The organism is Enterobacter cloacae complex sp. P14RS (assembly GCF_014895895.1).
GTDB lineage: Bacteria > Pseudomonadota > Gammaproteobacteria > Enterobacterales > Enterobacteriaceae > Enterobacter > Enterobacter bugandensis.
In genome coordinates, this window is record NZ_JADBQM010000021.1 from 300,350 (window position 1) to 321,379 (window position 21,030).

Genomic DNA, 21,030 nt, shown 5'->3' on the forward strand with positions numbered 1-21,030 from the left:
ACATGACACTGATGATGATAATTCTCGCCATCTGCGGCGGCGCGACGCTGAGCATACAGGCCGCAATTAACGGACAGCTCGGCAGCAGCGTGGGCGTTTTCAAGAGCGCGTTTCTGACGTTTTCCGTCGGCGCGCTGGTGACCGCCCTGCTCATTTTCTTCTTTGAGCCTAAGCAGACGGTCACGCTGCTGGACGTGCCGAAATGGCAGCTCCTCGGGGCGATGTTCGGCGTGCCCTACATTGTGATCATGGTGCTCGCTGTGCAGCGCATCGGCACCGCCGTCGCCACGGTAGCGGTGATATTCGGCCAGCTCGCCATGAGCATGCTGATAGATAACTTTGGCTGGTTGAACAATCCCGCTATTCCGTTTTCACCGAGCCGTCTGGGCGCGGTGGTGTGCCTGGGGATTGCCCTTTACTTCATTTACTCCAGCAGCAAAACCGGCGATGTTCGCGACTAAGCTTCCGTATTCCGGGTAAAAAACAGCGTCACCGTGGCGACGGTGACGCCAAATTTCTTCATCTCGGTTTTATTGAACAGATGCGTCTCATCCTGCAGGTACATCCAGTCATCAAAGTTCAGCAGCCACGTTTTGCCGTTGGCCTTCACGTTCATGCTGTAATGCCAGTTAAAGGCGTTGCCTGCGGCCTGCCCGGTGGCAACCCCTTCTATATCACCTGCCGTTCCCTCGTAGCGGTCGTTCCCCACGCGGCGAATGTGCCATACCCGCTGCTGCTTCTCGCCGTCGTCGTAAACGAAGCGCTCGTTCAGCGTCAGCGTATCGCCGATGACGTCCCCGGCAATCTCAACGTGAAAGCGGCGGATCTGCTTGCCGCTGCGATCCTGCACCATGCCCCACGCTTCGGTTTTGCCCTGGAAGTAGTGGAAGATATCAAGCCGCGGCTGCTGCTGACGATACTCGGACACCTCCGTACTGCAGCCGGCCAGCAGCATCGTGAATGCCAGCGCCAGCGTCAGGATTCGTTTCATTTTTTGCCTCCGATTAGCTGCTGACGCAGCTCAGGATATTGCGTGCGGGGATCGAGCCAGATGGCCAGAAAGCGGGTGCTGAACGCTTCTGACTGGCGCGGACCGAGCGGAATAAAAGATTTTTGCGCCGACGACGCGCGGTACCAGAACTGCCCCTGCTTATCGTTGAGAACAAAAGCCAGCTGTGAACCCGGTCGGACATCCGGCCACAGGGACTGGAGCATCCTTAGCCAGGCTTCACTTTGCGGTTCCTGCGTCAGGATCCCCTGCGCCTGCCACTGGTCGCGGGTCGCCTCAACCAGTTCATCGCGATCTATGTCGCGCGCGTAGGTAATAATCAGCGCCTGATCCTGATCGTCCCGGCTGTAACGGCCATCCGGCGTGCGGAGCTGAGAGGTATAGACCGTGAACGGCCCCCAGGTCAGCGTGGCGTCGCCCACCTTGCGCCAGGCCAGCCAGTCGGCGGCCTGAGCACCAGGAACAACCAGCATGAGGCAAAACAGCAGAACCGCAGCCCTCATTTTTGTCTCCCCATTAGCAGGTGGAAAAACAGCATCAACACCAGCCAGCCCGGCGCCATCCAGCTGACGACGATAAAGGTCGGCTCCAGAAACGTGATGGCGCCCAACCGCTCGCCAATCAGGTAGGCCACCGGGCCTCCCACGGCCGCCAGCAGGGTCAGCAGCCAGCCGGGTAACGTGGTGGTACGCGCAAGCTGCGTCCAGACCACGGCGAACATCAGCCACAATGCCACCATCCATAGCGGCATCAGGGAGTCGCCCGTGAAGGCAATCAGCCCCGTCAACGCCCAGAGCGCATCCAGCAGGCTGCCCGCCGCGGCCAGCCCAATGGCGTAAAGACGGTATGCTGACGGCAAGAGCAGGCACGCCAGGATCGCCAGCCCGAGCCAGATAATCAGGCCCTGTTCGCGAAACAGCACTACCAGCGCCCAGTAGAGATCGAACGCGACGGCCAGCAGAAAGACCTGAAGGTAGCGTCTCATACGCGCTCGGCGGTCAGCTGCACCACGCTGATGGTGCGGGCGTTAAACCCGGCTTCGCAGTAGCCGAAGTAGTACAGCCACATGCGGCGGAACCGTTCATCAAAGCCAAGCTTTTCAATCTCCTGCCAGGCGTGGACAAAGCGCTGCCGCCAGTGGGCCAGCGTGCGGGCGTAGTCCGGTCCCATATCGAAGAGATTGCGCACCACGAAATCGGTGTGGCGCGTCATCAGCTCGTTCATCGCCGTAATGCTCGGCAGGAAGCCGCCGGGGAAAATGTAGCGCTGGATAAAATCGACGCTTTTGCTGTAGTCGCGGTAGCGCTGGTCCTGAATGGTGATGGCCTGAATCGCCATCCGTCCACCGGGGCGCAGCCGCGCCTGACAGGTACGGAAGAACGTGGGCAGATAGCGTTGCCCGACGGCTTCAATCATCTCTATCGAGACCAGCTTGTCGTACTGCCCGGTAAGGTCGCGATAGTCGCAGAGCAGTACCTCAACCCGATCCTGCAGCCCGGCGCGGGCAATGCGCTCGGTCGCCCAGATATATTGCTCCTGCGACAGCGTGGTGGTGGTCACCCGACAGCCGTAGTGACGGGCGGCGTATTCCGCCATCGCCCCCCAGCCAGTGCCAATTTCCAGCAGGTGATCATCCGGGTTTAGTGCCAGCTGGTCGCACAGGCGCGCCATTTTGGCCTGCTGAGCCGCCGTCAGATCCTGCTCGTCCGCGGTAAACAGCGCGCTGGAGTAAAGCAGTTCCTTATCCAGAAAATGGGCATAGAAAGCGTTGCCCAGATCGTAATGGGCGGCAATATTTTCGCGGGCCTGGGCACGAGAGTTGCGCCGCGTCCAGTGGCGCAGCCGCTCCAGCGGTCGGCCAAGCAGCCGGAACCCGTTCTCCAGACGACCAAGCACCTCGCCGTTGAGGGCCAGGATTTGCAGAAGCGGCGTAAGCTGCGCGGTCTCCCATTCGCCGTCCATCCAGGCTTCTGCGGCGGCAAGGCTACCGCCCGTTAAGACGCGCCAGTAGACGCCGGGCGTGAGGATCTGCACGTCGGCGTGCAGCGCGGAGGATGTCTCGCCAAAATGGAAGGTCTGCGCCCCTTCACGCAGGGTGAGTGAGCCGCCGCGAATGCCGCTTAACAGACGAAACAGCAGCCATCGCGCGATGCGGACGTTGCGCGGGATATCGGGTTCTAGCGCAAAGACGGGATCGGTCATGAGCGTTCACTCCTGCTGACGGGATGGTTATACAGCGGCACGCGCTTGAGCCACAGCCTCAGCGCCTGCCAGTAAATGGCGAAAACGGTTTTCAGAGTCATCAGCGGGATGCGCAGCAGCAGCGCGCGCAGCGCCGGGCGGGTCAGAGGCTCCCGGCGCAGGGACAGCGTGGCGTCAAAGACCTTCGCTTCCTGATGATTTTCAATGTGCATATGCAACGTGTTGTCCGGGTTGTTGAAGCGCCAGTGGTAGACCATGTCCATCGGGTTGAAGGGGGAAACGTGAAACGCTTTTTCCGTGGGCCGGGCATTTTGCCCGTCGACCGCGTAATAATGGCGCTCGTTCCACGGCGTGTTGCGCACCTCCGCCAACACCCAGCGAAGCGTGTTTTCCTGGTCATAGCAATAGTAAAAATTGACCGGATTGAAATGAAACCCGAAGTAGCGCAGCTGCGTCAGAAGCATGACCCGCCCTGCGGGACGTTCCCCGGTCAGGCTCTCCAGCCTGTTCAGCACGTTCTCTTTAAGCGGCGTGCCAAGCGGATAGTCCGCGTCATGGAACGCGGCGGCGGCAAAGCGGTTGCGCCGCACGCCGACGGATGCCAGCAGCGGCAGTTCATCAAGATCCAGCCAGGCCATAAAAACGCCGTAGCTGAATTCATGCGTTTTCGGCTGAAGGCGGCGGTGGCGCAATACGCCGTGATAGAGGCAGCTGTTCATGTCAGTTCCCCTCCCCGGCGGCTATTTCATTGACCACGTCCAGCGCGCTGCGCACGCCGTCTTCATGAAAACCGTTGTACCAGTAAGCGCCGCAGAACCAGCTCCGGTGATGACCGTTGATCTCCCCACGGCGCGCCTGCGCACGCCAGCTTTGCGGGTTAAACAGCGGATGCTCATAGACAAAGCGCTGCAGGACGAAGCGTTCATCCACCGGCTCGTCCGGGTTCAGGGTGACGCAGAACAGTGGGCTGCCCGCAGGCAGACCCTGCAGAATGTTCATGTTGTAGGTGACGCAGGCGCTGGCCTGCTCCTGCGCGCTCAGTCGGTAGTTCCAGCTGGCCCAGGCGCGCTGCCGCACCGGCAGCCAGCGTGGATCGCTGTGCAAAACAACCTCGTTGCGCTGCCAGCCGATATCGCCCAGCACTTCGCGCTCCGCGGGCGTAGGATCCTCAAGCATGGCCAGCGCCTGGGCGGAGTGGCAGGCAAATATCACCTGGTCGAAGGTGTGGCTGCCGTTTTCAAGCTGGAGCGTGACCCCGTGCGCATGGCGGCTCACCCGCAGAACAGGCGTGTTCAGGTGCAGCGTCAGGCGGTCGCCCAGTTTTTGCAGCATGGCGCGGATATACTCCCGCGAGCCGCCCGGCACCACGTACCACTGCGGACGCTGGGTGATATCCAGCAGGCCGTGGTGATGAAAGAAGCGCAGGAAGAGCGGCAGCGGGAAACGCTTCATCTCCTGCAGCGATGACGACCAGATCGCGGCTCCCATCGGCAGAATGTAGTGGCGCGCAAAAAACGGCGTGAAGCCGTGCTGGTCCAGAAACGTCTGCAGCGTGGCGTTCGGATCGACCTCCCCTTCAAGCGCCTGTTTCGCCAGGCGGTTAAAGCGGACGATGTCACCGAGCAGCCGCCAGAATGCCGGATTTACCAGGTTTCGACGCTGGGCAAACAGCGACGTCAGCGTGTGGCCGTTGTACTCAAGCCCCGTCTCTGGGTTGTGTACTGAAAAGCTCATCTGTGTTTTTTGCCCGCTGATGCCGAGCTCGCTGAGCAGGCCCATAAAGCGCGGGTAGGTGCGGTCGTTGTAGACAATAAACCCGGTATCGATCGCGTATGTGCCCTGGGGCGTTGAGACGTCAACCGTCGCGGTATGGCCGCCGGGCGTGGTGCCCGCTTCAAACAGGGTTACCTGATGATGCCCTGCCAGCCGCCAGGCGCAGGTCAGCCCGGCGATGCCGCTGCCGATAATTGCAATGTTCATGAGCGCACCATCCTGCGCAGCAGCGCGCGCTGCAAAAACGCGGGCAGCCCGGAGAGCAGCCGCAAAATAAGGCCAAACCCGGCCGGAAACGCGATATGCATTTTGCCCTTTGCCAGCCCGGTACGGATCGCCTTGACCGCTTCGTCAACGCTCACCCTACCCGGCATGGCAAAATCGTTTTTGCGCGTCAGCGGGGTATCGACAAATCCCGGAGAGACGACCGTCACGGCAATCCCCTTTGGCTCCCAGTCCAGACGCAGACTGTCGGTAAACCAGCTCAGCGCCGCTTTGGACGCGCCGTAGGCCTCTGCCCGCGGGAAGGGAAGCCAGTGGGCCATCGAGCTCACCAGCACCACGCGGTTACCGGCAACCAGCTGCGGCTGCAGCGCGGCCAGGCAGTTCACTGGCCCGAGAAAATTGGTGGTCATGACCCGCTCCACCAGCGCCGCATCCACCACGCCGCCGTCGAGATATTCGCAGGTACCGGCGCAGAGAATAACCAGATCGGCGTAAACGCCGCTCAGCGCCTGGCGACAGGCGTCCCTGTCTGTCATATCGAACGGGCGAACGGTGAGATTGGGGCAGGTCTGATGTAGCGCTTCAAGCCGCGCCGGATCGCGCCCGCAGGCAATCACGTGGTAGCCGTCAGCGGCAAAGGACTTCGCCAGCCCCGCGCCGATGCCCGAGCTTGCGCCGGTAATCAGCACCGTCTTCATGATTTGACCCTCCGCTTCACGCCGCGTACCGCCCAGCCCAGCAGAGGGAGGTGTTCGTAGATCATCTCTCCCGCATCGTAGAAGTCCCGCTGACGCGTGATGAGATTGTTTTCGGTGTCCACCACCGAACATCCAGGCAGTTCAAGCGGCTCGCCTCCGGCAATGCGCGGATGCGACCAATGCATTACCCAGGTGACAACAAACCGGTTCCCGCTGCAGAGCGGCGGATCGATGACAAAACGGCACTTCTCGACGTTTGCCAGCAGATGGGTGAAATAGCGCTGAAGCGCGAAAATACCGTTGTGCTCGCCGAACGGATCGATAAGGGTGGCATTCGAATGGTAAAGCCCGACCAGCGCGGTCGGCGGCTGGCTATCCAGTGCGGCGTAGTACTCAATAAACCGACTCACGACAGAGGGCAAAGTGCTCATGGGTCACATCCTGGCTGTAAACAACGTGGCGTAATCGCATAATTAAAACTTACACAATTAACGTTATTTGTCCAAGTTTGTGCAAATTTATTTTTTATTACCCATAAATATCAACAACTTGAAAACACAATCACTTGACGGTTTTGTAGGCCGGGTAAGGTGTAGCCGCCACCCGGCTTTCACTTTCAGGTTATCCTTAAGGCAAATTCAGCCGTCATCTTCCAGGCTTATCCTTTTTATTCATAAGGATGCCTGACATGAAACGTTTCTTTCTCTCCCTATTCTCAAGCCCGGAATCCTTACTGCAGGTGATGAGTCAGCAGGAAATTATTGAAGCCGTGGAAGATGGCGATCGCATCATTATCGACCAGGACGGGAACGCCTCGGTGAACTACAAGAGCAACGAGGTGCGGCAGGACTTTCTGCGTCACGTCAACACGCTGAAGAGGGCCTGATATGGGAACGGCGATATTTATGGTGCTGATGGTCTGCGGGTACTGGTACACCAGCCGCGACCTGTCGACCCGCTTTAAAATCAAGCGTTCCTTCGGCTGGGACGTCTATTTTCTCGTCGCGCTTTACGGCTGTATTTTCGTTTTGCAGGGCGTAATCGCCACGGGATTGCTCTGGCTGCTGCTATTCGCCCTTTCCGCCGCCAACAACGCTTTCCACTTTGCCTCACCGAAATACACCGACTGGCAAATCGACTTTATGAACTGGAGTTTTTTAGGCATTCAGGCGCCGGTGGTGGTGATGCTGGCGTTTGCCATTCTGTTTTGCCTCTACCGCTCTAACTGGGCAGGCAGCGCCAGGCTGGACGGCGAGAGCCGGAAAAAGCTCTACAAACGGCTTGCGCAGGCGAGCGGGATTGAACAACTGCTCTATCAGTGTATGGAGCAAGGCGAGCTGGCGCAGGTGACGCTCCGGTCGCGGCGGATTTACGTCGGCATGATCCACACCGCGACGCTGGAATATGAAAAAACGGCCAATATCGTGCTGATCCCAATGTTGAGCGGGTACCGGGATGCCAAGACGATGAATCTGCGTATCGAGAATAATTACAGCAGGTGGTATGCGGAACATGATATTACGCTCGACTCTGAACCCCGCAGCGCCATGTCATTCCGCAAGGTGATTTTGCTTAATCAGATTGAGAGCATCTCGCTGTTCGATCCTGCCAGCGCCAGCGCGCTGTCGCTGGCACAGCGGGACATGCAGGCGCGTTCTAAAGAGACATCCCCATAATGTTGAGTATGCTCTGCTGTGAGGCAGTTTCGAAAAGGACGTTCTTGATGCAGAGCATGCCCTGCTTCTGGTAGAACCGGTACGTTCCCGCGTTCTGCTCAAGCACTTCCAGCCAGAGATAGTCCTTTTCCCTGCTCCGGGCCATGTCGATAATTTTATTGAACATGTCCTGAACATAGTTCTTGCCGGTCTCAGCAGGATCGAGGTAGAGCTTGTTGAGGAGAACGCCCCTCTTGTCCGTTTCCGGAAGCATAGCGTCCCAGGTCACTTTCATGAATCCCACTGGCCGATCGGTTTCTGCCACAAACCAGGAAACAGGGCTCTCGGACAGGCTCTGCTCAATTACGGCAGGGGTATACTCGGCATCCAGAAAAGCCTTCATCTCTGCGTCTTATCCCACTGATACGTATTGAGCGCAGGGTTTAATGCCTGGCGTAATCCTCGCGTTTTTCTGCCCATTTCAGCATGGCATCAAGCGCCGGGCACAGTGCCTGCCCCCAATCGGTGAGGCGATATTCCACTTTCGGTGGTACCTGAGGGTAGACCATCCGCGAAACAATACCGTCTGACTCGAGTTGTCGAAGCTGCTGCGCCAGCATCTTTTGGGAAATACCGGGGATCAGTTTTTCGAAATCAGAGTAGCGCTGCACTTTTCCGTCGAAAAGATGAAAAAGAATAATTAATTTCCAGCGCCCTTCCAGCAACCGTAATACTTGCTCCACGCCGCTTGCGGCAGATTCCGGACTATATAACTTACTCATAATTTAGTAACTCACTTTTTCGTGCGTACTTGTCAATTACTCAGTCTATGTTGAATATACCTGTACTGTAAATAATGGGAGTGAAAGTCCATGTCATTAGATATTGATTTTAAAGGCAAGCGCGTGCTTGTTACCGCTGGCACGAAAGGGCTCGGCAAAGCAGTCGTCGGACTTTTAAAACAACTCGGTGCAACGGTATTTACCACGGCGCGCCACGAACCAGACGTAAATATCGCGGATACTTTCGTAGCCGCTGATCTTACTACGGTCGCTGGATGTGCCTCAGTCACATCCGCAGTGCAGGAACAGATGGGAGGTGTCGACGTGATTATCCATGTTGCAGGCGGTTCAACCTCACCCGGTGGCGGTTTTGCTGCACTTGGCGAAGACGAGTGGCAGCAGGAGCTCAATCTTAATTTGTTACCTGCCGTACGCTTAGATCGCGCCCTGCTTCCCGGAATGCTCGAGCAGGGAAATGGGGTGATTATCCACGTGACGTCTATCCAGCGCGAACTGCCTTTACCGGATTCAACAACGGGTTATGCGGCGGCTAAAGCAGCCCTCTCAACCTACAGTAAAAGTCTTTCAAAGGAAGTCTCGCCGAAAGGTGTTCGGGTGGTGCGCGTTGCACCTGGCTGGATCGAAACTGAAGCGGCGGTGGCACTGGCGGAGAGACTGGCAAAGCAGGCAGGAACAGACTACGAAGGTGGCAAACAGATCATTATGAAGGCGTTAGGTGGAATACCGCTCGGACGCCCTGCCCGACCGATTGAGGTTGCCAACCTCATCGTCTTCCTCGCTTCATCGCATGCTGCGAGTATTACTGGCACTGAATTTGTCGTTGACGGCGGTACCATCCCGACAGTGTGACGCGGGTGCTTAATCGGCTCGGGATGAGGGCTGATTAAGCACAGGGAAATATCACTGACCCGTCAGTTTTTCTAAACCTGTTTTTAACGCGTGTATTACCCTGTCTGAATCCATTCCCATTTGTGCATGAATAATCGCGCCGTCAACAAGCATCATAATGTCATTACAGATCTGTTCATCCGTTATACCGGTGAGCATTCCGATTTTTTTGTTTGTTTCTGCTTTATGATTGCGGCATATCTCTTTAATTTCGCTTTCAATATCTTCGGATTTTGCCTCTGCGCTGGCGTTAATAAACGCGCAGCCGTGGAACTCGGGCGAAACAAACCATTCGTGAAGCGTTGCGGATAATGCATCAGACGCTGTCAGGCCTGCGTCGTGATGTTGACGCAGCGTGGTTTCAAACCAGTTAATCCATATTTCATGCCGGTACTGTAAATAGGCAAGAATAAGTAAGCTTTTACCCGGAAAATGGCGATAAAACGTCACCTTCGTCACTTTCGCCTCTTTAATCAGCGTATCTACCCCCGTGGCTTTGAAACCCGTGGAATAAAACAGATCGTGCGCCGTATGTAATATTTTATCCCTGACGCTGATTTTTTTATCGTTGCTCATGACGGGTGTATTCACTTTTCGGCAGCCTCTAAAAGGAGTGTTGACAGCGTTATTTTTCAAGCATAGATTAGCGCAAGTAGACAGACCTGTCTACATAATAACAAACAGAGGTAATCGCAATGAACGCACGTCCTCCTTTACCGCCCTTCACACGTGAAAGCGCCATCGAAAAAGTCAGACTGGCAGAAGACGGCTGGAATAGCCGCGACCCGGCGAAAGTCGCGCTGGCCTATTCGCTGGATACCCAATGGCGCAACCGTGCGGAATTCGCCAATGGCCGTGAAGAAGCCCAGGCGTTTCTGGCGCGGAAATGGAAAAAAGAGCTCGACTATCGTCTGATTAAAGAGCTCTGGGCATTTACGGGCAACCGGATCGCGGTGCGCTATGCCTATGAATGGCATGATGATTCCGGCAACTGGTTCCGCTCGTACGGCAATGAAAACTGGGAGTTTGAACCGGACGGACTGATGAAGCGCCGTTTTGCCTGCGTTAACGATATGCCGATAAAAGAATCCGAGCGACTGTTCCACTGGCCGTTGGGTAGACGCCCGGACGATCATCCCTCATTGAGCGATCTGGGGTTATAGTTTTGTCACCAAAATCAGAGATAGCGCGCATTTCGGTGACCACCTCAGGACTACCCTATGAGCGGTTTTCAGGAGGAACAAAATATGAAAAAGCTTCTGATATGTTGTTTGTTCGGTAATACCGCAAACGCTCTTGCCAAAAAAATGCAGTCCCTGGCAGAACAAGAAGGCTATCCACTGATGATTAGCGCCGTTGGGCTGGATAACTTCGCCAGCGTCGCCCCCGCTTTCGACGGTTTTCTTATCGCGCCGCACATTCAGTACAAACTCGACGAGATACACGCAACGGTGGGCAATACACGTTCAATCGCCATCATTGAGAGTCTTCCCTACGCGTCTCTGGACGCGAAGAAGGTGTTGAATTTCGTAAAGGAGCAAATGCCTGAACTGGCTGCCTGACAGACAAGGCCGCATCGCTATTGCGGCCTCCTCGTCCCCGCAGACAGATAGATGCCATAGCGCGCGAAAAACAGTGATACACTTACCCCACCTGGTTGATCGTCCCGTCTGAACGGCTCACGACGAAAACGGATGTAACCAAAATACGAAATGGTCACTCGTTGTCAATCGTAGCTCGTCACGCTAAGCTTACATAATGACTAAAACTATGAACGCCCCATCAATACGTGGTCCACTTGACCATTCTGTCAGAGAGCAAATCGTCGAAGCGGCCTTTGAGCACTTCGGTCACTATGGCTATGAAAAAACCACCGTCGCCGAGCTGGCGAAATCTATCGGTTTTTCAAAATCCTACATTTATAAGTTCTTCGATTCCAAGCAGGCTATCGGCGAAGTGATCTGCGCAAACCGCCTGGAGCTGATCATGACGGCCGTGCTTTCCGCCATTGCGGATGCGCCGTCAGCCAGCGAAAAACTCCGCCGTCTCTTCAAAGCACTTACCGAGGCCGGAAGCGAGCTGTTTTTCCACGATCGCAAGCTCTACGACATCGCCGCCGTCGCGTCACGGGAGAAGTGGCCTTCGACGGAAAGGTATACCGAAAGCCTCCTGAAGCTGATTGAGAGCATCATTATCGAAGGCAGACAGGCTGGAGAGTTCGAAAGGAAGACGCCGCTGGATGAGGTCACCTGCGCCGTTTACATGGTGATGTGCCCTTACATTAACCCCGTTCAGCTGCAGTACAACCTTGAAACTGCCCCAACGGCAGCGGTACTCCTCTCCTCATTGATTTTAAGAAGCCTGGCCCCCTGATTAGTGACCATTGACTTTATTGGTCACTAATCACAGAATGCGGAAACTGTCCTGTTACTTCAAAAGGGTTTCCCATGCTCAGGCTCACTTCAGCCCGCCTTGCCATATGTCTTCTGCCGTTTGCCCTCGCGGCATGCGGCGATATTTCCGCGAGTGACGATCCGCGCACCAGGCCACCGCTTGTCAGATCCGCCTCCGTCGAGATGGCGAATCCAGCCGCTCGCACCTTTACGGGCGTGGTGGTGGCAAGAACGCAAAGCGACCTGGGCTTCAGGGTTCAGGGTAAAATCCTCGAACGTCTGGTGGATACCGGGCAGACTGTCAAACAGGGCCAGCCCTTACTGCGCCTGGATCCGGTTGACCTGAAATTACAGGCTCAGGCGCAGCAGCGCGCGGTGGATGCTGCCCAGGCGCGGGCGAGAAAAGCCACCAGCGATGAGGCGCGTTATCGCGGTCTGGTGGCGTCCGGCGCGGTGTCCGCCGCGGAGTACGATCAGATTAAAGCGGCGGCCGATACGGCCAGGGCGGATCTCAGCGCCGCCCGGGCGCAGGCCAACGTGGCGCAAAACGCCACGGGCTATGCCGTCCTGCTGGCGGATTCAGACGGCGTGGTGATGGAGACGCTTGCCGAACCCGGTCAGGTGGTCAGCGCCGGGCAGGTGGCGATCCGCCTTGCCAGAGCGGGACAGCGCGAAGCACTCGTGCAGCTTCCGGAGACGCTGCGCCCTGCCGTCGGCAGCGAAGCACGAGCCACGCTTTATGGCCGTGAACAACACCCGGTCACCGCCACGTTGCGCCTGCTGTCTGACTCCGCGGATGCCACAACCCGGACGTATGAAGCACGCTACGTGCTGGCTGGCCAGCTGGCGAACGCGCCGCTGGGGGCGACCGTCACGCTCAGCCTTGAAGACCCGAAAGCGGAAGGTCAGGCCATGCAGGTCCCGCTGGCCTCACTCTACGATGCGGGTAAAGGGCCCGGCGTCTGGCGCATTTCCGCCCAGCCGGCAAAGGTCACATGGACGCCAGTGAGGGTGCTGAGCGTGGGCGAAGATGCGGTCCAGATCACGGGCGGCGTGAAGCCCGGGGAGAAGATTGTTGCGTTAGGCGCCCATCTTCTGCACGAAGGTGAAGTTGTCAGGCTGGCAGAACAACGCCATGCCGCTCCGGCGGAGAACGCGCCATGAGCCAAAGTCGCTTCAACCTGTCCGCGCTGGCCGTCCGCGAGCGTTCCGTCACGCTGTTTCTGATCGTTCTGGTGACCATTGCCGGTATTTACGCTTTTTTTGGACTGGGACGCGCGGAAGATCCGCCCTTCACCGTGAAGCAGATGACGGCGATTGCCGTCTGGCCGGGCGCAACCGCGCAGGAGATCCAGGATCAGGTGGCCGAACCGCTGGAAAAGCGCCTGCAGGAACTCAAATGGTATGACCGTACGGAAACCTATACCCGCCCCGGCGTGGCGTATATCACCCTGTCACTGCAGGACAAAACCCCGCCTTCTGAGGTGCAGGAGGAGTTCTATCAGGCGCGTAAAAAGCTTGGGGATGAATCCCAGCGTCTCCCGGCGGGCGTCATCGGCCCGATGATCAATGACGAATTCTCGGATGTCACCTTTGCCCTCTTTGCTCTGAAAGCAAAAGGCGAACCGCAGCGGCAGCTGGTACGCGATGCCGAAGGCCTGCGCCAGCAGCTTCTGCACGTTCCAGGGGTCAAAAAAGTCAACATCATCGGTGAACAGGCCGAGCGGATTTATATCGCCTTCTCCCATGACCGTCTGGCGACGATGGGCCTCTCACCGCAGGATATTTTCAATGCCCTCAACGACCAGAATGCCCTGGCCGCGGCGGGCGCCATTGAGACCCGGGGCGCGCAGATTTTTATCCGCCTGGACGGCGCGTTCGATGAACTGCAGAAAATCCGCGATACGCCTTTAGTCGCTCAGGGCAAAACGCTCACGCTGTCGGATGTGGCAACGGTTGAACGAGGCTATGAAGATCCCCCGACGATGCTGATACGCAATCAGCATGAACCCGCCCTGCTGCTGGGTGTTGTCATGCGTGAGGGCTGGAACGGCCTGGCGCTGGGTAAAGCGCTGGATGCGGAGACGGCGAAAATCAATGATAGCCTGCCGCTTGGCATGACCCTGACCAAGGTCACCGACCAGTCCGTGAATATCCGCTCGTCGGTCGATGAGTTTATGATCAAATTCTTCGTCGCCCTGCTCGTGGTTATGGTGGTCTGTTTTATCAGCATGGGCTGGCGCGTGGGCGTGGTGGTCGCGGCGGCGGTCCCGCTGACGCTGGCGGTCGTCTTCGTGGTGATGGAGGCCGCGGGAATAAACTTTGACCGCGTCACGCTGGGCTCCCTGATCCTCGCCCTCGGCCTGCTGGTTGACGATGCCATTATCGCCATCGAAATGATGGTGGTGAAGATGGAGGAAGGTTACGACAGAATCAAAGCCTCAGCCTACGCCTGGAGCCACACCGCCGCGCCGATGCTGGCCGGTACCCTGGTGACGGCGATTGGCTTTATGCCGAATGGGTTTGCCCAGTCGACCGCCGGGGAATACACCAGCAATATGTTCTGGATTGTCGGCCTCGCCCTGATTGCCTCATGGTTTGTTGCGGTGGTGTTCACGCCGTATCTGGGGGTGAAGATCCTGCCGGCGATCCCCAAAGTGGAAGGCGGCCATGCCGCCATCTATAACACGCCTCGCTATAACCGTTTTCGCCAGCTGCTTGGCCGCGTTATCGCCAGAAAATGGCGTGTGGCCGGGTCCGTGGTCGCCATTTTCATTCTGGCCGTGCTCGGCATGGGGCTGGTAAAAAAACAGTTCTTCCCGACCTCCGATCGCCCGGAAGTGCTGGTTGAAGTACAGATGCCTTATGGTACCTCGATTGCGCAAACCAGCGCCGCTACTGCAAAAATAGAAGCGTGGCTGGGCAAGCAGCCAGAAGCCAAAATCGTCACGGCCTATATTGGTCAGGGCTCGCCCCGTTTCTATCTGGCAATGGCCCCCGAGCTGCCCGATCCCTCTTTTGCGAAAATCGTGATCCTGACGGACAGCGAGACGTCACGCGAGGCGCTCAAGTTCAGGCTCAGGGAGGCCGTCGCCAGCGGCCTTGCGCCCGAAGCCCGCGTGCGGGTGACGCAGCTGGTGTTTGGCCCCTACTCGCCTTTCCCGGTTGCCTGGCGCGTGTCGGGGCCGGATGTCAAACAGGTGCAGGACATCGCCGAACGGGTGAAAGCCGTGCTTCAGGCAAGCCCGATGATGCGAACCGTTAACACCGACTGGGGCTCGCGCGTTCCGGTGCTCCATTTCACCCTCGATCAGAACCGCCTGCAGGCGACCGGCTTAACTTCCAGCGCCGTTGCCGGGCAGCTTCAGTTCCTGCTCTCAGGCGTGCCTGTCACCTCCGTTCGGGAAGATATTCGATCGGTAGAGGTCGTTGCCCGCGCGGCGGGTGATATCCGCCTTGACCCGGCAAAAATCGAAGGCTTTACCCTGGTCGGCAATGCGGGACAGCGCGTGCCACTGTCTCAAATTGGCAAGATAGAGGTCGGCATGGAAGACCCGGTCCTTCGCCGTCGCGATCGCACCCCCACGATTACCGTACGGGGCGATATCGCCGACAATCTTCAGCCGCCGGACGTGTCGGTCGCCATCATGAAGCAGCTCCAGCCGATCGTTGATACGCTGCCGGCCGGCTACCGCATTGACATGGCGGGGTCGATTGAGGAGTCGGGCAAAGCCACGCAGGCCATGTTACCGCTGTTCCCGATCATGATTGCCCTGACGCTGCTGATCATCATTTTGCAGGTGCGCTCACTCTCCGCGATGGTCATGGTGTTCTTAACCGCGCCGCTGGGGCTGATTGGCGTTGTGCCGACCCTGCTGATATTTAATCAGCCGTTTGGCATCAACGCGCTGGTCGGCCTGATCGCCCTTTCTGGCATTCTGATGCGCAATACGCTGATCCTGATCGGTCAAATCGATCATAACCAGAGGGACGGCCTCGATCCGTTCCAGGCGGTGGTCGAGGCGACGGTCCAGCGAGCGCGGCCGGTCTTACTCACCGCCATGGCGGCCGTGCTGGCGTTCATTCCCCTGACGCATTCGGTATTCTGGGGCACGCTGGCCTGGACGCTGATCGGTGGCACGCTGGGCGGGACGATCATTACGCTCGTCTTCCTGCCCGCGATGTATGCGATCTGGTTCCGGATCCGCCCGGCTGAACAACGTGTACAGCATGCCACGGAAAACGTGTAAACTACCATCAGTAGATAACTGACCTGAGGCAAGCATGGTTGTTAAGCGCTTAAGAAAAGAGGACCGCCGCGTGCAGCTGCTGGAGGTTGCGCGAGGGATCGTGCGTCAGCAAGGCACGGAGGCGTTGACCCTTGGCTATCTGGCAGAACGGGCTAACGTGACCAAGCCTATCCCCTACGACCACTTTGGCGATCGTGAGGGGCTACTGATGGCACTGTATCAGGACTATAGCGATCGGCAGCTGGCGAAATTCAGGGAGACGCTGGCGGTGGACAGCAAAACGCTGGAGAAGACGATCCGCTTTTTCAGCGCGGCCTATATCGACTGTGCCATTGCCGCCGGACCTGAAACCGGGCCAATCGTCGCGGCGCTGTCCGGTTCTCGCGCGCTGCAGACGTTTCGGGAAGCATGCGTGGCCGAATGCGCCGACTGCCTGCGCACCGCGCTTTCTCCTTTTATCGTCTTAAAAGGCGTTCAGGGAGAAGCGGTACTGACGGCCATCATTGGCGCGGCGGAGGCCCTCAGCACCTCGGCGGGCAACGGCGTGCTCGCCCGGAATGTGGCAGAAGATATGCTCTGCGGCGCCATGACCGGGGTGCTGGAGACCTACGCGAATAGCACAAAATGATCGCCGGGGGCGGATTGACACCTAAATTACCAATAGTAACATAGGCATCACTTCTCCCCCATTTGGAGGTCGCTATGTCTGCAACCCATGCCATTAAAAACGCGCTGATCGTGACGGCACACCCGATCGACAATTCGTTGTCCCATACGCTGGCAGCTCGTATTGCCGGGAAATTACGCGAGGAAGGTACGCAGATTGAGATCGCCGATCTGCATGCTGAAGGGTTTAATCCGGCGATGACCCGCGCCGATCTCGATTTGTATCACGGCGATCCGAGCGCCCTCCCCGACGATATTCTGCGCGAGCAAAAGCGCGTCGAGCGCGCGGATATGCTGGTATTCGTCTTCCCGGTGTACTGGTGGTCGGTTCCCGCGCTGTTGAAAGGCTGGTTCGATCGCGTGTTAACCCTGAACTGGGCGTATAAGGTGGCCGACGACGGCCGGATTGTGGGCAACTTGCGTGATGTTCCCGTCCGCCTGATTGCCACCGGCGGTAGCGATCTTACGGGGTTCGACAAACACGGCTATTCGACGGCGATTCAGACGCAGATAATCGAAGGGGTATTTGGCTTCTGCGGGTTGAAGAACGTTAAGCTCGAAATCCTTTACCAGGCAGACACGGCTACGCCTGAGCAGGTTGAGGAATTCCTGCAAAGACTCGGCGGCATCCAGTAAACCATACGGTGCTGGCGCGCTTTCCTGCGCGCCGGGAACACTACAGGAAAATTACAGGGTAAAACGCCTATCACCCACCTGCGCCTGGGCGTACCATTTCATCAACTCTACAGTACCTGGCGCGTTCTCAGCAGGCGACCACGGGGCGGTATCGTGCTCAGGCACGGGCTGATACGCCCCGTGTTTTACCTCAAAAATGACGCCGCCTTTATCCAGCGACAGCACGGCATGCCAGGTTCCGGCATCCATCTCCAGGACTTTACACTCTTCGCCTAACACCACGCGCCGGGTCACGTTTTCGCTGTCGTCAAAATTCAGCACCAGAAAGCGGCCGCTCAGCGCCGTCAGCAGTTCAAACGTGTGCGGATGGCGATGGGGGCGGACATAGGTACCGGGTTCCATTGCAATGGCCAGGCGCTGCACCGGATCGCTCAGGTCAGGGTGTAAATTACGGTGTGCGCGTAAGCGAGGAGAATGTGCGGCCTGCTCGCTTTGCTGCTGCAGGTCACTAAAAGTAATTTGTTTCATATAAGCCTTTGAGAATGTGGCGATTAACGGCAAGCCGATTGCTGCACGACGTTATACCATCCTGAAAAGCCGATAAGCTAAGGCATTTGTGAAACAAAACGCTGCCGTGAGAGGATCTGCAATGTTGGAGCCCAGAGCGCCACATTGAGTAAAACTCACATTAATGCCAACTATTTATCGTTTTTCAAACATAACCGCACTGAAATACCATCCATTTACCCCTGGTATACCGCTGTCAAAAACAGATAGCGACGTAAAAACAATAAATAATAATGTGCGGATATGGAGCACCTATGACACTCGATGTTTTATTCCATTTAATGAAAACCCTCTCACCAGAAAAAAGCACCGCTGGTGAAAAAATACCTGCGCTAATCACCTTACTTTCCTCAGAAAGTCATCGTTCAGAAGCGCTTTCGCCATTTATACATCGACTGCACCTGCTCTCATTTGCCCAGAACGCTCCCGGCAATGCCGAGGAGCTACTCTCAGCACATATTACAAAAGACGACAGACTTTTCCCCCAGCCTGACTTCGCGGACTGGCCACGGGTGCGTTACGCCGAGTCCGGTGAAGTACAGACGCCGGAATCAGAAGAGTATTTTCGTAAAATGACCTCGGCTGCAAATGTGCTACGTTCTTCGCTGATCGACGAAGAGCGCGCAAAGGGGACGCCAGCGCTTTATATTCTGGATAAATTACTTAACCTGAATAGCGCACTGCCGGAAAGATATAAAAAGATGGCGAATATACCCTACGCGTAAACTTATTAAACAGGATAGTCCGTAAGGAATATCCTGTTTAATTTAAGACAGCCGCTTTTCATTATACTCAAGACAGAGGATATCCAGCGAAGGAACGACCGGCGAATTAAGGTTAAGCCAGGCCAGCAACCGTTCAATACTCTGTCCTCTGAGCGAATTTTTCGGCCAGACAAGATAGTAACCGTCCCCTGTTGCTATCGCCTCCCGGAAGGGCAGCGCGAGCAGGCCGCTTTTCAGCGCGTCGAGCGTGAGCCGGAGATCGGCCATCGCCACGCCGTGTCCGTGCATGGCCGCAAGGCTTCCCTGCTCCAGGGTGTCGAACACGATCCCACCGCTCATGTCGAGGCCGGGGAATAAGCCCGTCCTTTTCAGCCAGCGCTTCCAGTCCCGTCGGTCCGGTGACGGATGAATAAGATCGCACTCAGGAAGCTGATGCCGGGCAGACTTCAGCAAAGACGGCGTACAAACCGGAATAAGCCATTCGCTGAACAGTAGCCTGCTCTCCGTTGACTCGCCGAAATAGCCGTTACCAAGGAGGATCGCACAATCGTAGGGCTCGCGGCTGAAGTCAACCGTGTCGAAGTCCATCCAGACGCTGGCGATTTCGATTTTCGGCTTCGCATGATTCTCCCGAAAGGATTTAAGCACATTGAGAAGCCATCGCATCGTCAGGGTGCTGGGGGCCTTGAGGCGCAGAAGGTGGTTTTCACTTTTGAATGCGCGACAGGCCCACTCAATATTCGAGAAACTTTCGCTAAGCTGCCCGGCCAGAATACGCCCGGCGTCGCTGACCTCCACTCTCGGTCCCTGCCGTTTAAACAGCTCGCAGTCGAACCACATCTCAAGCGTGCGGACATGCCTGCTGACCGCCCCCGGCGTGATATTCAGGACTTCAGCCGCTTTGCTGAACGAGTTCAGCCGTGCGGCAACTTCGAACGCGCGCAGCGCATACAGTGGCGGTAAAGACATACATTCCCTTTTTGGAAGGTGTAATCATACAGTTTTTGTATTATCGGCACACGATGACGTCAGCCAACATTTTTTATCGCCGAGGCTTCCTGCTGAGGCATGCCGATGATCCTGGCCTGGGTGGTGGTGAAGATAGCTACTTTGCGATAATCTCTGTTCAGACTGACGGAAAAGAGGATGTTTAAAGTGCTGGCTTATATCACGATTGGGACAAATGACTTTCAGCGCGCCGTGAACTTTTATGACGCTATTTTTAACGTGCTGGGCTATACACGTCTGCCCGCCTGGACTGATAGCTGGGCAATGTGGGGAAACGAAAATCATCCGGATGACGAATTTAGCTTCTGCATTTGTCCTCCTTTTGACCAGCAATCCGCGACGGCGGGAAACGGGACAATGTTCGCTTTCAGAGCAGATAACTCGGACATTGTCAGACGCTTCCATGCAGCGGGCCTCCGTGCGGGTGGGAAAAATGAAGGCGTGCCCGGTACACGAACCGCCTACGGCCCCGACTTTTATGTTGCCTATCTGCGCGATCCTGACGGACATAAACTGGCGTGCGTTTGCCAGCATTATTCTCCTGATGCAGATAAGCTATCAGGCGAAGAAGAGTCACTTCAATAATAAAATTTTGCTGTAAGGACCGGTAGACACCCAGTCCTGCGGAGATCACTTCAGCTCCAGCGTGCTTATCACATGGGCAATATCCGCGATGTCGCCAGCTGACAATGGTTGCAGAGGGCGAGGCAGGCAATCCATGTCGGTAAGACCAAGCACGCCAGCAGCAGCGGCAATAACGCGAATACTGCCGCCATGTTTACGGAACAGCGACCACAATGGCTCAAGGCGGGTTGTCAGGGCTGTAACGCGTTGACGATCGTTTGCCGCCGCGGCTTCAGTGATTTGTTTCGCCATCTCAGGGAACAGACCGCCACACACGGAATACCACACTTCACAACCGGCGTTTAATCCCAGTCCCGCATAAGCGTCGCCACTGATACCGATTGTTACGCCAGGGTTCAGATGTTGACGTAACGCCTTCACCCGCTCAGTTGCTGCAGCGGGGCTATTCGGGACGCCAGGGATCTTGACCGAGCGAACACCCTCAAGTGATGAGAGACGACCGTGGAGTTCATCCGTAAAGGTAAAATGCGTCGTGCCCGGATTATCATAGATACACACCGGTACAGATACGTGCCGGGTAACGGTCTCAAAGAGTGTGAAGACTTCTTCGTCACGGAGTGGCTGGTAGCTGACCGCCGGGAGTAACAGCGCATTTGCACCAGCGGCCTGTGCATCATCTGCCAGATGCAGAATGGCATCGGTACTGACCGCTCCCACACACACCATCATGGGGATGTTGCCTGCATGCTGTTTGGCCAGCGTTGCTACGCGCTTGCGCTGCTCCCGGGTCAGATAGGCGTAGCTTCCGGTTGACCCCAGGATGCCCATAGAATCAACCCGAGCGTCTGTAAGACGAGAAAGGATATGGCTGAAACCCTTTTCATCCACGCCGCTGGCGGTGACTGGGGTTAATGGAAATGCCGACAAGCCGGTAAACATACATGTTT

The 21,030-nt window shown here is 56.8% G+C and carries 27 protein-coding genes; 13 read left to right on the top strand and 14 right to left on the bottom strand.

The window, feature by feature from the left end; all coding sequences use genetic code 11:
- Positions 1-2 precede the first annotated feature (2 nt).
- A complete protein-coding gene (locus IM295_RS17455) occupies positions 3-461 on the top strand; it encodes a DMT family transporter (RefSeq protein WP_028013064.1) in 459 nt (152 codons plus the stop codon).
- Here the strand turns inward: IM295_RS17455 and IM295_RS17460 are convergent.
- The 8 genes from IM295_RS17460 to IM295_RS17495 are packed head-to-tail and all read right to left on the bottom strand — an operon-like array spanning position 458 to position 6,338.
- Positions 458-991: a DUF3833 domain-containing protein gene (locus IM295_RS17460; protein ID WP_028013063.1), complete on the bottom strand. Its 534-nt coding sequence runs from the start codon at positions 989-991 to the stop codon at positions 458-460. The two genes, IM295_RS17455 and IM295_RS17460, sit on opposite strands and share 4 nt — an antisense overlap.
- Positions 988-1,512: a hypothetical protein gene (locus IM295_RS17465; protein WP_028013062.1), complete on the bottom strand. Its 525-nt coding sequence runs from the start codon at positions 1,510-1,512 to the stop codon at positions 988-990. The genes IM295_RS17460 and IM295_RS17465 overlap by 4 nt, the downstream gene beginning before the upstream one ends.
- Positions 1,509-1,994: a DUF2878 domain-containing protein gene (locus IM295_RS17470; RefSeq protein ID WP_028013061.1), complete on the bottom strand. Its 486-nt coding sequence runs from the start codon at positions 1,992-1,994 to the stop codon at positions 1,509-1,511. The genes IM295_RS17465 and IM295_RS17470 overlap by 4 nt, the downstream gene beginning before the upstream one ends.
- Positions 1,991-3,211 (bottom strand): cyclopropane-fatty-acyl-phospholipid synthase family protein, encoded by a 1,221-nt coding sequence (locus tag IM295_RS17475; protein ID WP_047368497.1) that lies wholly within the window; start codon positions 3,209-3,211, stop codon positions 1,991-1,993. The genes IM295_RS17470 and IM295_RS17475 overlap by 4 nt, the downstream gene beginning before the upstream one ends.
- Positions 3,208-3,930 (bottom strand): DUF1365 domain-containing protein, encoded by a 723-nt coding sequence (locus IM295_RS17480; RefSeq protein ID WP_045261402.1) that lies wholly within the window; start codon positions 3,928-3,930, stop codon positions 3,208-3,210. The genes IM295_RS17475 and IM295_RS17480 overlap by 4 nt, the downstream gene beginning before the upstream one ends.
- A gap of 1 nt (position 3,931) precedes the next feature.
- Positions 3,932-5,191, bottom strand: coding sequence for an NAD(P)/FAD-dependent oxidoreductase (locus IM295_RS17485; protein ID WP_193067066.1), 1,260 nt, complete (start codon positions 5,189-5,191; stop codon positions 3,932-3,934).
- Positions 5,188-5,907, bottom strand: coding sequence for an SDR family NAD(P)-dependent oxidoreductase (locus IM295_RS17490; RefSeq protein WP_193067067.1), 720 nt, complete (start codon positions 5,905-5,907; stop codon positions 5,188-5,190). Before IM295_RS17490 ends, IM295_RS17485 begins: the two co-directional genes overlap by 4 nt.
- Positions 5,904-6,338: a nuclear transport factor 2 family protein gene (locus IM295_RS17495; RefSeq protein WP_041910128.1), complete on the bottom strand. Its 435-nt coding sequence runs from the start codon at positions 6,336-6,338 to the stop codon at positions 5,904-5,906. The genes IM295_RS17490 and IM295_RS17495 overlap by 4 nt, the downstream gene beginning before the upstream one ends.
- 257 nt (positions 6,339-6,595) lie before the next feature.
- Here IM295_RS17495 and IM295_RS17500 point away from each other — a divergent pair, with 257 nt between their 5' ends.
- The gene (locus IM295_RS17500; RefSeq protein ID WP_024908361.1) at positions 6,596-6,793 is read left to right on the top strand and encodes a hypothetical protein; all 198 of its coding nucleotides are present in this window, start codon (positions 6,596-6,598) and stop codon (positions 6,791-6,793) included.
- Position 6,794: 1 nt separating this feature from the next.
- Positions 6,795-7,583, top strand: coding sequence for a hypothetical protein (locus IM295_RS17505; protein ID WP_045630376.1), 789 nt, complete (start codon positions 6,795-6,797; stop codon positions 7,581-7,583).
- Here IM295_RS17505 and IM295_RS17510 read toward each other — a convergent pair.
- The gene (locus tag IM295_RS17510) at positions 7,564-7,965 is read right to left on the bottom strand and encodes a GNAT family N-acetyltransferase (protein ID WP_193067068.1); all 402 of its coding nucleotides are present in this window, start codon (positions 7,963-7,965) and stop codon (positions 7,564-7,566) included. The two genes, IM295_RS17505 and IM295_RS17510, sit on opposite strands and share 20 nt — an antisense overlap.
- Before the next feature lie 40 nt (positions 7,966-8,005).
- Positions 8,006-8,344, bottom strand: a complete 339-nt coding sequence (locus tag IM295_RS17515; RefSeq protein WP_193067069.1) for a helix-turn-helix domain-containing protein — start codon at positions 8,342-8,344, stop codon at positions 8,006-8,008.
- A 90-nt stretch (positions 8,345-8,434) separates the two neighbouring features.
- Between IM295_RS17515 and IM295_RS17520 the strand changes: the two genes are divergently transcribed.
- Complete coding sequence (locus IM295_RS17520; protein ID WP_193067070.1) at positions 8,435-9,214, top strand: SDR family oxidoreductase; 780 nt, start codon at positions 8,435-8,437, stop codon at positions 9,212-9,214.
- A 51-nt stretch (positions 9,215-9,265) separates the two neighbouring features.
- Here IM295_RS17520 and IM295_RS17525 read toward each other — a convergent pair whose 3' ends face one another.
- A complete protein-coding gene (locus IM295_RS17525) occupies positions 9,266-9,829 on the bottom strand; it encodes a TetR/AcrR family transcriptional regulator (RefSeq protein WP_226859502.1) in 564 nt (187 codons plus the stop codon).
- Between the two features lie 119 nt (positions 9,830-9,948).
- On the opposite strand from IM295_RS17525, the gene IM295_RS17530 reads away from it, so the two are divergent.
- The 7 genes from IM295_RS17530 (at position 9,949) to IM295_RS17560 (ending at position 17,198) form a co-directional block, all read left to right on the top strand.
- The gene (locus IM295_RS17530; RefSeq protein ID WP_193067072.1) at positions 9,949-10,416 is read left to right on the top strand and encodes a nuclear transport factor 2 family protein; all 468 of its coding nucleotides are present in this window, start codon (positions 9,949-9,951) and stop codon (positions 10,414-10,416) included.
- A gap of 84 nt (positions 10,417-10,500) precedes the next feature.
- The gene (locus IM295_RS17535) at positions 10,501-10,815 is read left to right on the top strand and encodes a PTS sugar transporter subunit IIB (protein WP_047365488.1); all 315 of its coding nucleotides are present in this window, start codon (positions 10,501-10,503) and stop codon (positions 10,813-10,815) included.
- 196 nt (positions 10,816-11,011) lie between these two features.
- The gene (locus IM295_RS17540; protein ID WP_041910138.1) at positions 11,012-11,626 is read left to right on the top strand and encodes a TetR/AcrR family transcriptional regulator; all 615 of its coding nucleotides are present in this window, start codon (positions 11,012-11,014) and stop codon (positions 11,624-11,626) included.
- A gap of 74 nt (positions 11,627-11,700) precedes the next feature.
- Entirely contained in the window at positions 11,701-12,810 is a 1,110-nt protein-coding gene (locus IM295_RS17545) for an efflux RND transporter periplasmic adaptor subunit (RefSeq protein ID WP_126326042.1), read from the top strand.
- Positions 12,807-15,896 carry an efflux RND transporter permease subunit gene (locus tag IM295_RS17550; protein ID WP_193067073.1) on the top strand — a complete coding sequence of 1,030 codons (3,090 nt, stop codon included), beginning with the start codon at positions 12,807-12,809 and terminating at the stop codon, positions 15,894-15,896. The genes IM295_RS17545 and IM295_RS17550 overlap by 4 nt, the downstream gene beginning before the upstream one ends.
- Before the next feature lie 34 nt (positions 15,897-15,930).
- Positions 15,931-16,524, top strand: a complete 594-nt coding sequence (locus IM295_RS17555; RefSeq protein ID WP_126326044.1) for a TetR/AcrR family transcriptional regulator — start codon at positions 15,931-15,933, stop codon at positions 16,522-16,524.
- A 74-nt stretch (positions 16,525-16,598) separates the two neighbouring features.
- The gene (locus IM295_RS17560; RefSeq protein ID WP_193067074.1) at positions 16,599-17,198 is read left to right on the top strand and encodes an NAD(P)H-dependent oxidoreductase; all 600 of its coding nucleotides are present in this window, start codon (positions 16,599-16,601) and stop codon (positions 17,196-17,198) included.
- Positions 17,199-17,249: 51 nt separating this feature from the next.
- Here IM295_RS17560 and IM295_RS17565 read toward each other — a convergent pair whose 3' ends face one another.
- Positions 17,250-17,726 carry a WbuC family cupin fold metalloprotein gene (locus IM295_RS17565; protein ID WP_193067075.1) on the bottom strand — a complete coding sequence of 159 codons (477 nt, stop codon included), beginning with the start codon at positions 17,724-17,726 and terminating at the stop codon, positions 17,250-17,252.
- Positions 17,727-18,019: 293 nt separating this feature from the next.
- Here IM295_RS17565 and IM295_RS17570 point away from each other — a divergent pair, with 293 nt between their 5' ends.
- A complete protein-coding gene (locus tag IM295_RS17570) occupies positions 18,020-18,490 on the top strand; it encodes a hypothetical protein (RefSeq protein ID WP_193067076.1) in 471 nt (156 codons plus the stop codon).
- Between the two features lie 42 nt (positions 18,491-18,532).
- On the opposite strand, the gene IM295_RS17575 is transcribed toward IM295_RS17570, so the two are convergent.
- Positions 18,533-19,459, bottom strand: coding sequence for a LysR substrate-binding domain-containing protein (locus tag IM295_RS17575; RefSeq protein ID WP_193067077.1), 927 nt, complete (start codon positions 19,457-19,459; stop codon positions 18,533-18,535).
- 186 nt (positions 19,460-19,645) lie between these two features.
- On the opposite strand from IM295_RS17575, the gene IM295_RS17580 reads away from it, so the two are divergent.
- A complete protein-coding gene (locus IM295_RS17580; protein ID WP_193067118.1) occupies positions 19,646-20,083 on the top strand; it encodes a VOC family protein in 438 nt (145 codons plus the stop codon).
- 45 nt (positions 20,084-20,128) lie between these two features.
- Here the strand turns inward: IM295_RS17580 and IM295_RS17585 are convergent, their stop codons facing one another.
- Entirely contained in the window at positions 20,129-21,022 is an 894-nt protein-coding gene (locus IM295_RS17585) for a dihydrodipicolinate synthase family protein (protein WP_100170350.1), read from the bottom strand.
- Between the last annotated feature and the right edge of the window lie 8 nt (positions 21,023-21,030).